Raw genomic sequence first — 13,620 nt, forward strand, 5'->3', positions numbered from 1 at the left:
TTTCTATCACATACCCAAATTTTTAAAGAACGATCTAATCAAAGACTAGAAATCAATATTCACTTCAGAATATTCATTTCTAAACTCTAACAGCAGAAGCAGTTAATGGTGGAGCCAAACGGGATCGAACCGTTGACCTCCTGCGTGCAAGGCAGGCGCTCTCCCAGCTGAGCTATGGCCCCATACAAAATTGGTGGGTCTGGGCAGATTCGAACTGCCGACCTCACCCTTATCAGGGGTGCGCTCTAACCAACTGAGCTACAGACCCAATTTCGAGCGCGTAACTGTTAGCTGTGAGCTATCAGCTTGGAGCTTAAAGCTGCTTCTATCGTCTTCTTCAATGAATCAAGCAATTCGTGTGGGAACTTATGGAGCAGCTGATGTCGTCGATTAAGGAGGTGATCCAGCCGCAGGTTCCCCTACGGCTACCTTGTTACGACTTCACCCCAGTCATGAATCACACCGTGGTAACCGTCCTCCCGAAGGTTAGACTAGCTACTTCTGGTGCAACCCACTCCCATGGTGTGACGGGCGGTGTGTACAAGGCCCGGGAACGTATTCACCGCGACATTCTGATTCGCGATTACTAGCGATTCCGACTTCACGCAGTCGAGTTGCAGACTGCGATCCGGACTACGATCGGTTTTCTGGGATTAGCTCCACCTCGCGGCTTGGCAACCCTCTGTACCGACCATTGTAGCACGTGTGTAGCCCAGGCCGTAAGGGCCATGATGACTTGACGTCATCCCCACCTTCCTCCGGTTTGTCACCGGCAGTCTCCTTAGAGTGCCCACCATTACGTGCTGGTAACTAAGGACAAGGGTTGCGCTCGTTACGGGACTTAACCCAACATCTCACGACACGAGCTGACGACAGCCATGCAGCACCTGTCTCAATGTTCCCGAAGGCACCAATCCATCTCTGGAAAGTTCATTGGATGTCAAGGCCTGGTAAGGTTCTTCGCGTTGCTTCGAATTAAACCACATGCTCCACCGCTTGTGCGGGCCCCCGTCAATTCATTTGAGTTTTAACCTTGCGGCCGTACTCCCCAGGCGGTCAACTTAATGCGTTAGCTGCGCCACTAAGAGCTCAAGGCTCCCAACGGCTAGTTGACATCGTTTACGGCGTGGACTACCAGGGTATCTAATCCTGTTTGCTCCCCACGCTTTCGCACCTCAGTGTCAGTATCAGTCCAGGTGGTCGCCTTCGCCACTGGTGTTCCTTCCTATATCTACGCATTTCACCGCTACACAGGAAATTCCACCACCCTCTACCATACTCTAGCTTGTCAGTTTTGAATGCAGTTCCCAGGTTGAGCCCGGGGATTTCACATCCAACTTAACAAACCACCTACGCGCGCTTTACGCCCAGTAATTCCGATTAACGCTTGCACCCTCTGTATTACCGCGGCTGCTGGCACAGAGTTAGCCGGTGCTTATTCTGTCGGTAACGTCAAAACACTAACGTATTAGGTTAATGCCCTTCCTCCCAACTTAAAGTGCTTTACAATCCGAAGACCTTCTTCACACACGCGGCATGGCTGGATCAGGCTTTCGCCCATTGTCCAATATTCCCCACTGCTGCCTCCCGTAGGAGTCTGGACCGTGTCTCAGTTCCAGTGTGACTGATCATCCTCTCAGACCAGTTACGGATCGTCGCCTTGGTGAGCCATTACCTCACCAACTAGCTAATCCGACCTAGGCTCATCTGATAGCGCAAGGCCCGAAGGTCCCCTGCTTTCTCCCGTAGGACGTATGCGGTATTAGCGTCCGTTTCCGAGCGTTATCCCCCACTACCAGGCAGATTCCTAGGCATTACTCACCCGTCCGCCGCTCGCCACCAAGTACAAGTACCCGTGCTGCCGCTCGACTTGCATGTGTTAGGCCTGCCGCCAGCGTTCAATCTGAGCCATGATCAAACTCTTCAGTTCAAACATCTTTGGGTTTTTAAGAAACCCTAAACTTGGCTCAGCAATCGTTGGTTACATCTTTGATTTCTCGCGGAGTAACTTGTGATGCTGATAATCTTGTTGACTATCAGTCTGACTCCACAAGCACCCACACGAATTGCTTGATTCAGTTGTTAAAGAGCGGTTGGTTAAGATCTTTCGTCTCAACCGAGGCGCGCATTCTACAGCAGCCTCTGTTGCTGTCAAGCGGTTATTTTCAGAAGTTTTCAAAGTTTCCTTTGCAACTTCAACCACTTGCGCTTCCGATCTCTCGTTAGCGGGAGGCGAATTCTACAGCGTTACTCGCTGCTGTCAACACCTCTTTTTCTCCGCTTTCGACCGAGAAGATCGAACCGTCAATCAAGCTAAACAACCCTGCCTGATCAACTCCTTCTGGGCTTCGATAAACTGAAGCAACTCGCTGCCGAAAACTGCGTAACTCTTTGTTTACCAAGGAGTTTTCCGTTTCGACTGCGCCGGAAGTGGGGCGAATTATAGACTTCCAGAATCTGCCGTCAACCCCTAATTTGGCTTTTCTACCAGGACGCTCAAAATCATCGCTTATATATAGACGCAACCGTCACGAATGCGCAGTATATTGCCCAACACACAAAGCAACACTACTTCGGACGATGCCACGCAAATGAATGACCATCCCCGCAGCCTCGCCTCGACCCTGTTCTCGGTTGGCCTGCTATTAATAGCCATGGCGTCGATCCAGTCCGGCGCGTCACTGGCTAAAAGCATGTTCCCGATTATCGGCGCTCAAGGGACCACCACCCTGCGGCTGATCTTCGCCAGCGTGATCATGCTCGTCCTTTTACGCCCATGGCGGGCAAAGCTCACCGCAAAGTCCCTGCGGACCGTCATCGTCTACGGGATGGCACTGGGCGGCATGAACTTCCTCTTCTATATGTCTCTGCGCACCGTCCCCCTGGGGATTGCCGTAGCTCTGGAGTTCACCGGACCACTGGCGGTGGCTATCTATGCTTCACGCCGCGCGATCGACTTTTTGTGGATAGCCCTCGCTGCCATCGGCTTGCTGCTATTAATACCGACAGGAGCGACCACTGCGGGAATCGACCTGGTAGGTGCCGGTTATGCCTTGGGCGCGGGTGTCTGCTGGGCAGTGTACATCCTGTTCGGCCAGAAGGCCGGCGCCGACAATGGGGTGCAGACCGCAGCTCTGGGAGTGATGATTGCCGCACTGTTCGTCGCCCCTATCGGCATTGTCCATGCCGGTGCCGCCCTGCTAACTCCGTCATTGATCCCCGTGGCCATCGCTGTCGCACTTCTGTCCACCGCCGTGCCCTACACGCTGGAGATGGTCGCTCTGACCCGAATGCCAACCCGGACCTTCGGCACATTGATGAGCATTGAACCCGCTTTCGGCGCGCTGTCAGGTTTGCTGTTCCTCCACGAGTACCTCACGCTGTCACAGTGGATGGCGATCATGTGCATCATTCTGGCTTCCGTCGGAGCGACCATGACCATGGGAAGCGCTGCCAAGCCTGCGGTCGCGGCGGATTGATACAGGATTTGACGCAGTTCTGGTATTTGCCGCTCAATTAGGCCATGTTTAGGCCCGTAACCCAGTGCCAGACATGGATTTTTCAGGATAGGGATATCAGAACGCTTCAATTGAAAGCGAATGCAGCCAGACCCGGGCACGAGATCCGGGAACGGTATAAGGACAGTAATGAAACGAATTTTGCTACTGATCGCCGTACTTGCAGTTGCGGGCTGCGCGGCGACATCGAAAACAGAAGTCAAACATGGCAAAAAAGGGCTGCATATCAACTGTTCAGGGCTCTCCTCATCCTGGGACAAGTGCTACACCAGCGCCGCCAACTCGTGCGCGCCCAAGGGTTACAAGGTCATCGCCAAGTCGGGGGATGCCGTGGAAGAGCCAGGCGATTATCCATTTGGTCTCAACCCTGCCGGTTATACCAGCCGAAGCATGATCGTTATCTGCAAGTAGATTGATGCCGCCCGGCAATCTGGCGGCCAATCTCATGATGACTGGACTTCAGCACGGTGCGCTGAATGTCTGGAGTGGCCAACATTCGCGCCACCACCAACGCACCGATGCATTGCGACAGCACCGACCATGCCAGGCTGTCGCTTTCCAGGATCCTCGCCCAACTCTCCTGCAGCTGACAAATCCAGATCTCCGCCTGCTGGCGAATAGCGATATCTGAACGGGCAATTTCGGCTCCCAATACAGGTAACGCACAACCGGACTCCGGGTGCTCGACATGGGCCATGCTCAGATAGTGCTTCAGGCAACGTTCCAGTCTGTCGCGATCCTGATCAGCCCCCAATCGCTCCAGGCTTTGGCACAACTCGCGCTCGACGATCGAGGCGAACAGTTCGTCCTTCGAGGAAAAATGACTGTAGAAAGCAGCGCCACTCAAGCCGATCGCCTTCATCAGCCCGTCGACACCTACTGTGGAAAAACCGGACTTTTTGGCCGACACCGCGCTGCTTGTCAGCAGTTTCTCTCTTGTTTCCAGCTTGTGATTGGCCGAGTAACGCATTGCCTTGCCCTCAGGATTGACCGTCTTGACGCATACCAAATCCTAGCATAACGTTCGTTCAGTTAACGATCGTTTAGCAAAGGGGATCTACCCATGAACAACATGAAGGTCGTACTGGTTGTCGGCGCAGGTGATGCAACCGGCGGCGCCATAGCCAAGCGCTTTGCCCAGGAAGGTTTCGTTGCCTGCGTCACCCGTCGCAGCGCTGACAAACTCCAGCCGTTGGTTGATGCAATCAAGGCCAATGGCGGTGACGCCCACGGATTTGCCTGTGATGCACGCAAGGAAGAGGACGTGATTGCGCTGGTCGAGCAGATTGAAACCGAGATAGGCCCCATCGAGGCGTTCGTTTTCAACATCGGCGCCAATGTGCCGTGCAGCATTCTCGAAGAAACCGCCCGCAAGTATTTCAAGATCTGGGAAATGGCCTGTTTCTCGGGTTTTCTCAATGCTCGTGAAGTGGCCAAGCGGATGGCCAAGCGCCAACGCGGTACGATTCTGTTCACCGGTGCCACCGCTGGCCTGCGCGGGGCGGCGGGGTTTGCAGCGTTCGCCGGCGCCAAGCACGGAATTCGCGCACTGGCTCAAAGCATGGCCCGCGAACTGGGGCCGATGAACATTCATGTCGCCCATGTCGTAGTCGACGGCGCCATCGATACTGACTTCATTCGCAACAGCTTTCCGGAAAAGTACGCGACCAAGGACGAGGACGGCATCCTCAATCCCGAACACATCGCCGAGAACTATTGGTACTTGCACAGCCAGCCGCGGGACGCCTGGACTTTCGAGCTGGATCTGCGCCCCTGGAACGAACGCTGGTAAGCCCTCCTCCCCTACAACAATAAGCAGAGCGCACCGACCATGAGCAAAACCGTGGAGTTCTTTTTCGATCTGGGCAGCCCCGCCACCTACCTGGCGTACACCCAACTGCCGAAAATCTGCAAGCAGACCGACAGCCAGCTGATCTACAAACCGATGCTGCTGGGTGGGGTCTTCAAAGCCACCGGCAACGCGTCACCGGCAACCATCCCGGCCAAAGGTCGCTACATGTTTCAGGACCTGGACCGCTACGCAAAACGTTACGGCGTACCACTAAAGTTCAACCCCCACTTTCCTATCAATACCCTGATGCTCATGCGTGCCGTCACGGGTATGCAGCTGCGTCATCCCGAACGCTTCCACGCGTTTATCGATTGCCTGTTCTACGCACTCTGGGTCGAGGGACGCAACCTCGATGATCCGGCGACTGTTGCAGCCGTGCTGTCGCAAAACGGGTTCGATCCGAACGAGGTACTGGCGCTCACCGCCGACGAAGAAGTCAAAGCTGCTCTCAAGGACAACACCGAGAAAGCGGTCCTACGAGGTGTATTCGGCGCACCGTGCATGTTTGTCGGTGATCAGATGTTCTTCGGTCAGGATCGGCTGGACTTCGTCCTTGAGGCCCTGAGTTAAATCTCGATGACCAAGCGACCTTGAGCCGCTCCATTAGCGAGCAGTTCATGGGCAGCCCCGGCGGTTTGCAATGTGAACTGCCGCGGGTCGAGTAACGGCCTCAGCTGACCGGCCTCAATCAACTTAGCGGCGTCCCGAAGAATCTGCCCGTGATGCTCGCCTCCCTTGCCGGTCAACAATGGCAACAAGGTAAACACCCCGGAGTAGGTCGCGCCCCGAAACGACAGCGGCGCCAAACTGTGTTGCCCCCATCCGAGACAGCTCACAACATGCCCCTCGTAAACCCGAGACGTGCATGAGCAGCCTGCCCCGAACGAATCTTTGCATCCAACGGGTTCACCCCGCTGGCTTTGATCCTGACCAACACCTGACCCGGTCCAGGCACGGGTCGCTGGATGGTAGCCAAGCGTAAAGGCCCATTGGCCGAATCAACAATCAGAGCACGCATTTCAAATGAGTCAGTCATTTCGCAAATTCCCGTAAGAGGTGGCTGTAGGACCGACCTTCCTCTCACTCACTCATGCCGATAAGACGCTATATCGCGGCCGTGGACGTGGCTGAACACAGTTTCCAATCAGGACGCGAAACCGTTGCCGGCAACATGAAGATCGGTTCCTCCGTCAGTTTCGGGCGCTTGCAGATTGCACCGCGACTCCCAGAGTTTCTGCAACAACACTCCCAGGTTCAGATAGACCTTCAACTCAGTGATCAGAATCAGGACCTGCTCAGCGAAGGCCTGGACGTTACGTTCAGAATCGGCGAGTTGACAGACAGCGGCCTCATCGCCCGCCGCATCGGCACCACCCACCGGGTGACGGTCGCTGCGCCAGGCTATCTCAAGCAACACGGCCAGCCGACAACACCGGAAGAACTGCGCGGACACAATTGCCTGCAATTCAACCTGCTGAACAGTCAGAACCTATGGATTTATGGGCGAGGCGCCCAACGTCACGAAGTGCGAATCAAGGGCAATGCGCAAAGCAACAACTCCGAGGCAATCCGCGAGTTGGTGCTGGGAGGACTGGGGATTGCGTTGTCGCCGGTGTGGTTGTTCAGTGAGGATCTGAACGCCGGTCGAGTGACCGCGATTTTGCAGGACTACACCGCGCAGTCGCTGCCGATTCATGCCGTGTCCCCGGCGAATCGTCGCCAATCCGCCAGGGTCAAAGCCTTTGTCGACTACATGAGTCAGGCGCTCGAAACAACGCCTGAACTCCAACCGATCAAATAGCCGCAGTGCGGGTGTTCAGCCACTCGAGGGCCGCGCCATCCAGCAACGGGCTCAAGCGCTCGCGCACCTCGGCGTGATAAGCGTTGAACCACTGCTTCTCGTCCAACGTCAGCAGCGACGGTTCCAGGCAACGGGTGTCGATCGGGCACAGGGTCAGGGTTTCGAATTTCAGGAACTCGCCGAACTCGCTCTTGCCCGCTTCGGTGTTCAACACCAGGTTCTCGATCCGCACACCCCAACGGCCTGGGCGATAAGTACCCGGTTCGATCGACGTGATCATGCCCGGTTGCATCGCGGTTTGCGGGGCTGCGGCGGCCTGATAGGCGATGACCTGCGGACCTTCGTGCACGTTGAGGAAGTAGCCGACGCCATGACCGGTGCCGTGTCCGTAATCTACGCTTTCGGCCCAGATCGGCGCGCGGGCAATCGAATCGAGCAACGGCGAGAGAATGCCACGAGGGAATTGAGCTCGGGACAACGCAATGACGCCTTTAAGCACCCGCGTGCAATCACGTTTCTGCTCATCCGTCGGCGTACCGACCGGCACCATCCGCGTGATGTCGGTGGTCCCCCCCAAGTATTGACCGCCGGAGTCGATCAGCAACAGACCATCGCCCTCGATCACCGCGTGCTCTTCTTCGGTGGCGTGGTAGTGCGGCATCGCTCCATTGGCATTGAAGGCGGCAATGGTGTTGAAACTGAGCGAAACGTACCCGGGACGTCGAGTACGCGCGGCCGTCAGGTGTTCGTCGATGGTCAGCTCAGTGATGCGTTCAGAACCCAACGCCGTGTCCAGCCAGGTGAAGAATTCGCACAACGCTGCGCCGTCCTGCTCCATGGCCTGACGAATATGCTCGGCATCGGCCAGGCTCTTCTGTGATTTGGCCAAGGTGGTCGGGTTCAGACCTTCGACCAGTTTTACGCCGCTGTTCAGGTTATCCAGCAAACCGGCCGTCACGCGCGCCGGATCGACTTGCAGGCTTGCGCCACTCGGCACCGCACGCAAGGCGTCTGCCACTTCGCTGTAATCGCGCAGGGTCACGCCGTCCTGTTCGAGGACCGCACGCAGCTCGGCATCGACCTTGCTCAGGGCCACGAACAGGGTGGCCTGCTCCTGGCTGATCAAGGCGAAGGAAACGAACACCGGGTTGAACGACACGTCGCCGCCACGCAGGTTGAACAGCCAGGCGATGTCATCGAGGGTTGCGATGAAGTGCCAGTCAGCGTCACGACCCTTCAAGACCTCACGCAGTTTGGCGATTTTTTCACCACGGCTGACGGTCGCTTGAGGCGGCAAGTGTTGATAGATCGGCTCGTTCGGCAGTGTCGGACGGTCACTCCAGACTTCGCTCAACAGGTCGACGTCGGTACGCAGACGCGCACCGCGCTCTTCGAGTTTGCCACCCAGCGTACGCGCCGACGCCACGGCCATTACCGCACCGTCCACCGCGACCACGCCGCCTTCAGGAGTTTGCTCGGCCAGCCAGTCCAGCGGGCCTGGCTGACCCGGTTGCAGCTTGACCAGTTCGATGCCGCTGCCGTTGAGTTCCTTGGTCGCTTGTTCCCAATAACGGCTGTCGGCCCAGACACCGGCAAAGTCAGGGGTAACGATCAGTGTGCCGACCGAACCATGAAAGCCCGACAACCACTGACGCCCTTGCCAATAGCCCGGCAGGTATTCGGACAGGTGCGGATCGGCCGACGGCACCAGCAGGGCATGAATGCCCTCCCGGCTCATCAGTTCGCGGGTTTGCGCCAGGCGCTCGGGCACCGATCCATTGATCGAAAGCTGCGTACTCATCATGTCTCCTGCTAATCACTTCATCATTATTGTTGAGTGCCGATCAACGCCGGCACTTTCAGGCCTTACTGCCAGAATGCCGGGGCACTGGCGCAGGCTGCTTTAATCAGTTGTACCGCTTGGTCGATGTCCTGCTCGGTGGTGAACCGGCCAAGACTCAAGCGGATGGTGCGACTCGCCGAGCGGGCGTCATGCCCCAGGGCCAGCAGCACATGGGAAGGCGCATTGCTGGCGGAGTTACAGGCCGAGGTCGCGGAAAATGCGATCGAGTTGCTCAGCGCCGCGGAATTGAACTCTCCTTCGTTGAAGGTCAGGCTCAGGGTATGGGGAATGCGCTGGGTCAGGCTGCCATTGAGCCGAACGCCGGGGATGCCCAGCAGTTGTTCGAGCAAGCGTTCGCGTAGCCGCACGATCGTGGCTTTTTCTTCCTCGAACCCGACCGCCGCCAAGGCGAAGGCCACGCCCATGGCGGCGATCTGGTGAGTCGCCAGGGTCCCGGAACGCAAACCGCCCTCGTGACCGCCACCGTGAATCTGCGCCTGCAAACGTTGCTGCGCGCGTGGGCCGACGTACAGGGCGCCGATGCCTTTGGGGCCGTAAATCTTGTGCGCCGAAAACGACATCAGGTCCACTGGCAATGCAGCAAGATCGATCGCGACTTTGCCCGCGCCCTGAGCCGCATCGACATGGAACAACGCATCACGATCACGCACGATCTGGCCGATGGCCGCGATGTCATTGACCGTGCCCAGTTCGTTGTTGACCAGCATCAGCGACACCAGAAAGGTGTCTTCGCGCATTGCCTCGCTGACCGCTTGCGGAGTAATCAGCCCCTCTGCGTCAGGCACCAGATAAGTCACGGCAACACCGGCGTCCTGCAACTGCTTCGCCGTGTCGAGGATGGCCTTGTGTTCGATCTGGCTGGTGATGATGTGGCCGCCGGACACCCCGCGAGCCTGGGCCACGCCCTTGAGAGCAAGGTTGTTCGATTCGGTGGCACCGGAGGTCCAGACGATCTGTTCCGCCTGGGCGCCGACCAGTTCGGCGACCTGACGCCGCGCCTGCTCGACCGTCTGCCGGGCCTGTTGGCCGAAGGCATGGGAGCTGGACGCCGGGTTGCCGAAGTTTCCGTTGAAACCCAGACACTCGACCATGACCTTGATGACCCGCTCATCCACCGGCGTGGTGGCGGCATAGTCGAAATACAGAGGACGTTTATTCATAGAGAACTCGCAGAGCATGTTCCGGGATCAGGAGGCTCGTCACTGAACCATCAAGGCGCAACCTCGTGAGCTGCGCTGATCGTTCAGTGCGTTAGAAATACCTGATCGGAGGCCGTTAAAGAAGAACAACTTCATTTAAAAGTGCGTAGGAACGCTCCTGAAGTCGAGCTTAACAGGCATCGGCCAACCGGTTGAAGCGATGTGTCAGCTAAAGCTCTCGAGCATCAATGGATACAGCGAAGCCACCAACAGCAAGGCCATGCCCCAGTTGAACAGCCGCAACCAGCGACGATCCTTCAACACATTGCGCAACAACGTGCCGCAACCGGCCCAGACGCCAACGCTCGGCAGGTTGATCACGGCAAAGACCGCGGCAATCACGATCACATTGGTGAAGTAGCCCTGCATTGGCGTGTAGGTGCTGATGGCACCGATCGCCATGATCCACGCCTTGGGATTGACCCACTGAAACGCCGCCGCCCCCAGATAGCTTATCGGTTTGCTGTCGCCCTTTTCACTCTCGGAAACCGGACCTGAATGGGCGATTTTCCACGCCAGATACAGCAAGTACGCCGCGCCGACGTAACGCAGCACCGTATAGAGCAATGGATAGGTCTTAAACACCGCGCCCAGACCGAAACCAACTGCCACGACGAGCACGAAGAAGCCGCAAGTGATGCCCAACATGTGCGGGATGGTGCGGTGAAAGCCGAAGTTCACGCCCGATGCCAGCAACATGGTGTTGTTGGGGCCGGGAGTAATTGAGGTGACGAGAGCAAACAGGGCGAAGCCCATCAGCAGGTCGAGCGAGAGCGTCATGAGCGGCAGTCCAATCAGAGTCAGTCAGGTAATGACCCTATCGCACGCCCCGGGGGAAACCCATGGACAGTTACGTGAAACTTCGAGCAGTACAGTTTACGATCAGCTAGGACGACCGTGAAGCTGTACAGCACGTTCTGCGTTCATTTCGCCCTGCTTGTCGAAACTGAACGATTTTTGCGGCTGGCCGAGCAATTCGGCTTTTTTCGCATGGTACTCGTCGAAGGACAAACCACGACGATTCAAGGCTTCCAACGCCAGTTCGCGACTTTCTTCTGCGGTGTACGGCCGCAATTCAGGCGAAACATGACTGGCGCATCCGGCGAGAACGGAGACCGCGAGCAGCAAGAAAGTGGCGATTAGAGGTTTCATCTGTGGCGTCCTGGCATCTGGGTTCGGGGCAATGAACACAGGCTACTCGCGCCCTTCGATGGGCAGAAATCAACGCTCTCGATAGTGGCTATCGAATTTGGCTAACGACGCTTAGCCAGTCAGTCACATATCTCCAAACGATCTATAAATATTAATTTAAGGTCTTTTACGGAATAACAACGAGCCTCTATAACAACTTCATCGCCTCCACGCACTGTTGCTCACGCAACTGTTTGCCACGCAACAGTCATTCAACAAACAGCCCTCGAAATCGCACAGCGTTAACTGACCGATGCGCTGCAAGCCCCGTAAAACGGGGCCTGTATGGATTGGTACAGCTCTTGCTCAAGTCAGTGACTCTTCACTGCTCGCTGAGCAACTGTTTAAAAAGGAACTGATCATGTCGCGTCCATTGAAAGTCGTTGCCCTCTCCGGCGGTACCTGGCGTCCGTCTCGCACGCTGGTGTTGACCCAAGCGTTATTGGCCGAGTTGGCCGAGCAGTTACCGATCGAGAGCAAGCAGATCGAGTTGGGCGACATCGCCCGGCCACTGGGCGCCGCGCTGTCGCGCCAGGAATTGAGCGCCGAGATCGAAGCCGAGCTGCAAGCGATCGAGAACGCCGACTTGCTGATCGTCACCGCGCCGGTTTATCGCGGTTCCTACCCTGGCCTGCTCAAGCACCTGTTCGACCTGATCGACCTCAACGCGCTGATCGACACGCCCGTGTTGCTGGCCGCCACCGGTGGCAGCGAACGGCATGCGCTGGTGCTCGATCATCAGTTGCGGCCGCTGTTCAGTTTCTTCCAGGCCCTGACCTTGCCGATTGGCGTCTACGCCACCGAAGCCGATTTCGCCAATTACCAAATAACCAGTGAGCCCTTGAAGGCCCGCATTCGTCTTGCTGCAGAACGCGCTGCGCCGTTGTTTGGCGTCCCCCCCAAAAATCTGCTGAAAATCGCTTAAGGATTTCTTCATGGATGTTTTCTGGTTCCTGCCGACCCACGGCGACGGCCATTACCTGGGCACCACTCAGGGCGCGCGCCCGGTGACCCTCAACTACCTCAAACAAGTGGCGCAAGCCGCTGACAGCCTTGGCTACCACGGCGTGCTGATTCCTACCGGGCGCTCCTGCGAGGATTCGTGGGTGATCGCCTCGGCGCTGGTGCCGCTGACCGAACGCCTGCGGTATCTGGTGGCGATCCGCCCCGGGATCATCTCGCCGACGGTTTCGGCACGCATGGCCGCCACGCTGGATCGGCTGTCCAATGGCCGTTTGCTGATTAATGTGGTGACCGGCGGTGATCCGGATGAAAACCGCGGTGACGGCATCTTCCTCGATCACAGCGAACGCTACGAAGTCACCGACGAATTCCTGCAAATCTGGCGCCGCGTGCTGCAAGGCGAATCGGTTGACTTCGAAGGCAAACACCTGCAAGTGCAGAACGCCAAGGCGCTGTATCCGCCGGTGCAGAAACCTCATCCGCCGCTGTACTTCGGCGGTTCATCCGAAGCCGCCCATGAACTCGCCGCCGAGCAGGTTGATGTCTACCTGACCTGGGGCGAGCCGCCGGCCGCCGTCGCGGAAAAACTGGCGGATGTGCGTGAGCGTGCGGCGCGAAACGGTCGTACGGTGAAGTTCGGGATTCGCTTGCATGTGATCGTTCGCGAGACGGCCGAGGAGGCCTGGAAAGCGGCGGACAAACTGATCGAACACATCAGTGACGAGACCATCGCCGCGGCGCAGAAGTCGTTCTCGCGTTTCGACTCCGAAGGCCAGCGACGCATGGCCGCGTTGCATGACGGGCGCCGCGACAACCTGGAAATCTCGCCCAACCTCTGGGCCGGCGTCGGTCTGGTGCGCGGCGGTGCCGGCACGGCGCTGGTCGGTGACCCGCAGCAAGTGGCGGCGCGGATCAAGGAGTACGCGGACCTGGGCATCGAGAGTTTCATCTTCTCCGGCTACCCGCACCTCGAAGAGGCTTATCGCTTTGCCGAACTGGTGTTCCCGCTGTTGCCCGAGCCGTACGCGAGTCTCGCGGGGCGCGGCGTCACCAACCTCACCGGGCCGTTTGGCGAAATGATTGCCAATGACGTACTCCCGGCTCACGCCAAAGCCTGACCCACGATCCTGTAGGAGCGAGGCTTACCCGCGAAGGCGATCTGTCAGTCGACATTTGTGTTGAATGTGATGGCCTCTTCGCGGGCAAGCCTCGCTCCTACAGGTACGGCATCG

The 13,620-nt window shown here is 57.5% G+C and carries 11 protein-coding genes, 2 tRNA genes, 1 rRNA gene and 2 pseudogenes; 7 read left to right on the plus strand and 9 right to left on the minus strand.

Features of this window, described 5'->3' with window-relative positions; translation table 11 throughout:
- Nucleotides 1-106: 106 nt before the first annotated feature.
- The 3 genes from ACYZTM_RS05435 to ACYZTM_RS05445 form a co-directional block, all read right to left on the minus strand.
- Nucleotides 107-182: transfer RNA gene (locus ACYZTM_RS05435), tRNA-Ala, on the minus strand.
- A gap of 9 nt (nt 183-191) precedes the next feature.
- Nucleotides 192-268 (minus strand) — tRNA-Ile (locus ACYZTM_RS05440).
- A 123-nt stretch (nt 269-391) separates the two neighbouring features.
- Nucleotides 392-1,930, minus strand: a 16S ribosomal RNA gene (locus ACYZTM_RS05445).
- A 661-nt stretch (nt 1,931-2,591) separates the two neighbouring features.
- On the opposite strand from ACYZTM_RS05445, the gene rhtA reads away from it, so the two are divergent.
- Together rhtA and ACYZTM_RS05455 are read left to right on the plus strand one after the other, a co-directional pair.
- Nucleotides 2,592-3,479: a threonine/homoserine exporter RhtA gene (gene rhtA / locus ACYZTM_RS05450; protein ID WP_131060123.1), complete on the plus strand. Its 888-nt coding sequence runs from the start codon at nt 2,592-2,594 to the stop codon at nt 3,477-3,479.
- Nucleotides 3,480-3,647: 168 nt separating this feature from the next.
- Nucleotides 3,648-3,929, plus strand: a complete 282-nt coding sequence (locus ACYZTM_RS05455) for a hypothetical protein (RefSeq protein WP_131060122.1) — start codon at nt 3,648-3,650, stop codon at nt 3,927-3,929.
- On the opposite strand, the gene ACYZTM_RS05460 is transcribed toward ACYZTM_RS05455, so the two are convergent.
- A complete protein-coding gene (locus tag ACYZTM_RS05460; RefSeq protein ID WP_131060121.1) occupies nt 3,916-4,488 on the minus strand; it encodes a TetR/AcrR family transcriptional regulator in 573 nt (190 codons plus the stop codon). The genes ACYZTM_RS05455 and ACYZTM_RS05460 overlap by 14 nt on opposite strands.
- Before the next feature lie 93 nt (nt 4,489-4,581).
- On the opposite strand from ACYZTM_RS05460, the gene ACYZTM_RS05465 reads away from it, so the two are divergent.
- Nucleotides 4,582-5,310, plus strand: a complete 729-nt coding sequence (locus ACYZTM_RS05465; protein WP_461987472.1) for an SDR family oxidoreductase — start codon at nt 4,582-4,584, stop codon at nt 5,308-5,310.
- Nucleotides 5,311-5,349: 39 nt separating this feature from the next.
- Nucleotides 5,350-5,940, plus strand: coding sequence for a 2-hydroxychromene-2-carboxylate isomerase (locus ACYZTM_RS05470; RefSeq protein ID WP_131060119.1), 591 nt, complete (start codon nt 5,350-5,352; stop codon nt 5,938-5,940).
- Here the strand turns inward: ACYZTM_RS05470 and ACYZTM_RS05475 are convergent.
- Nucleotides 5,937-6,406: pseudogene (locus tag ACYZTM_RS05475) on the minus strand (zinc-binding dehydrogenase). The gene ACYZTM_RS05470 and the pseudogene ACYZTM_RS05475 sit on opposite strands and share 4 nt — an antisense overlap.
- Nucleotides 6,407-6,469: 63 nt before the next feature.
- Between ACYZTM_RS05475 and ACYZTM_RS05480 the strand changes: the two are divergent.
- Nucleotides 6,470-7,171 (plus strand): annotated as a pseudogene (locus ACYZTM_RS05480) (substrate binding domain-containing protein); the annotation flags it as partial.
- Here the strand turns inward: ACYZTM_RS05480 and ACYZTM_RS05485 are convergent.
- The 4 genes from ACYZTM_RS05485 to ACYZTM_RS05500 form a co-directional block, all read right to left on the minus strand.
- Nucleotides 7,164-8,972, minus strand: a complete 1,809-nt coding sequence (locus tag ACYZTM_RS05485; protein WP_461987474.1) for an aminopeptidase P family protein — start codon at nt 8,970-8,972, stop codon at nt 7,164-7,166. The pseudogene ACYZTM_RS05480 and the gene ACYZTM_RS05485 overlap by 8 nt on opposite strands.
- A 65-nt stretch (nt 8,973-9,037) precedes the next feature.
- Entirely contained in the window at nt 9,038-10,195 is a 1,158-nt protein-coding gene (locus ACYZTM_RS05490; protein WP_461987476.1) for an aminotransferase class V-fold PLP-dependent enzyme, read from the minus strand.
- A gap of 204 nt (nt 10,196-10,399) precedes the next feature.
- Nucleotides 10,400-11,014 (minus strand): LysE family translocator, encoded by a 615-nt coding sequence (locus tag ACYZTM_RS05495; RefSeq protein WP_461987478.1) that lies wholly within the window; start codon nt 11,012-11,014, stop codon nt 10,400-10,402.
- Nucleotides 11,015-11,116: 102 nt separating this feature from the next.
- The gene (locus ACYZTM_RS05500; protein WP_131060115.1) at nt 11,117-11,386 is read right to left on the minus strand and encodes a hypothetical protein; all 270 of its coding nucleotides are present in this window, start codon (nt 11,384-11,386) and stop codon (nt 11,117-11,119) included.
- Between the two features lie 400 nt (nt 11,387-11,786).
- Here ACYZTM_RS05500 and msuE point away from each other — a divergent pair, with 400 nt between their 5' ends.
- Nucleotides 11,787-12,350, plus strand: a complete 564-nt coding sequence (gene msuE, locus ACYZTM_RS05505; RefSeq protein ID WP_461987480.1) for an FMN reductase — start codon at nt 11,787-11,789, stop codon at nt 12,348-12,350.
- 10 nt (nt 12,351-12,360) lie between these two features.
- Nucleotides 12,361-13,506: an FMNH2-dependent alkanesulfonate monooxygenase gene (gene ssuD / locus ACYZTM_RS05510; RefSeq protein WP_131060113.1), complete on the plus strand. Its 1,146-nt coding sequence runs from the start codon at nt 12,361-12,363 to the stop codon at nt 13,504-13,506.
- Nucleotides 13,507-13,620 lie beyond the last annotated feature (114 nt).

Source organism: Pseudomonas sp. MDT2-39-1 (assembly GCF_054898085.1).

Excerpts from the sequence above, each read along its gene's own strand:
- rhtA (WP_131060123.1), top strand. The coding sequence starts at position 2,592 with ATGAATGACCATCCCCGCAGCCTCGCCTCGACCCTGTTCTCGGTTGGC.
- ACYZTM_RS05455 (WP_131060122.1), top strand. The coding sequence starts at position 3,648 with ATGAAACGAATTTTGCTACTGATCGCCGTACTTGCAGTTGCGGGCTGC.
- ACYZTM_RS05460 (WP_131060121.1), bottom strand. The coding sequence starts at position 4,488 with ATGCGTTACTCGGCCAATCACAAGCTGGAAACAAGAGAGAAACTGCTG.
- ACYZTM_RS05465 (WP_461987472.1), top strand. The coding sequence starts at position 4,582 with ATGAACAACATGAAGGTCGTACTGGTTGTCGGCGCAGGTGATGCAACC.
- ACYZTM_RS05470 (WP_131060119.1), top strand. The coding sequence starts at position 5,350 with ATGAGCAAAACCGTGGAGTTCTTTTTCGATCTGGGCAGCCCCGCCACC.
- ACYZTM_RS05485 (WP_461987474.1), bottom strand. The coding sequence starts at position 8,972 with ATGAGTACGCAGCTTTCGATCAATGGATCGGTGCCCGAGCGCCTGGCG.
- ACYZTM_RS05490 (WP_461987476.1), bottom strand. The coding sequence starts at position 10,195 with ATGAATAAACGTCCTCTGTATTTCGACTATGCCGCCACCACGCCGGTG.
- ACYZTM_RS05495 (WP_461987478.1), bottom strand. The coding sequence starts at position 11,014 with ATGACGCTCTCGCTCGACCTGCTGATGGGCTTCGCCCTGTTTGCTCTC.
- ACYZTM_RS05500 (WP_131060115.1), bottom strand. The coding sequence starts at position 11,386 with ATGAAACCTCTAATCGCCACTTTCTTGCTGCTCGCGGTCTCCGTTCTC.
- msuE (WP_461987480.1), top strand. The coding sequence starts at position 11,787 with ATGTCGCGTCCATTGAAAGTCGTTGCCCTCTCCGGCGGTACCTGGCGT.
- ssuD (WP_131060113.1), top strand. The coding sequence starts at position 12,361 with ATGGATGTTTTCTGGTTCCTGCCGACCCACGGCGACGGCCATTACCTG.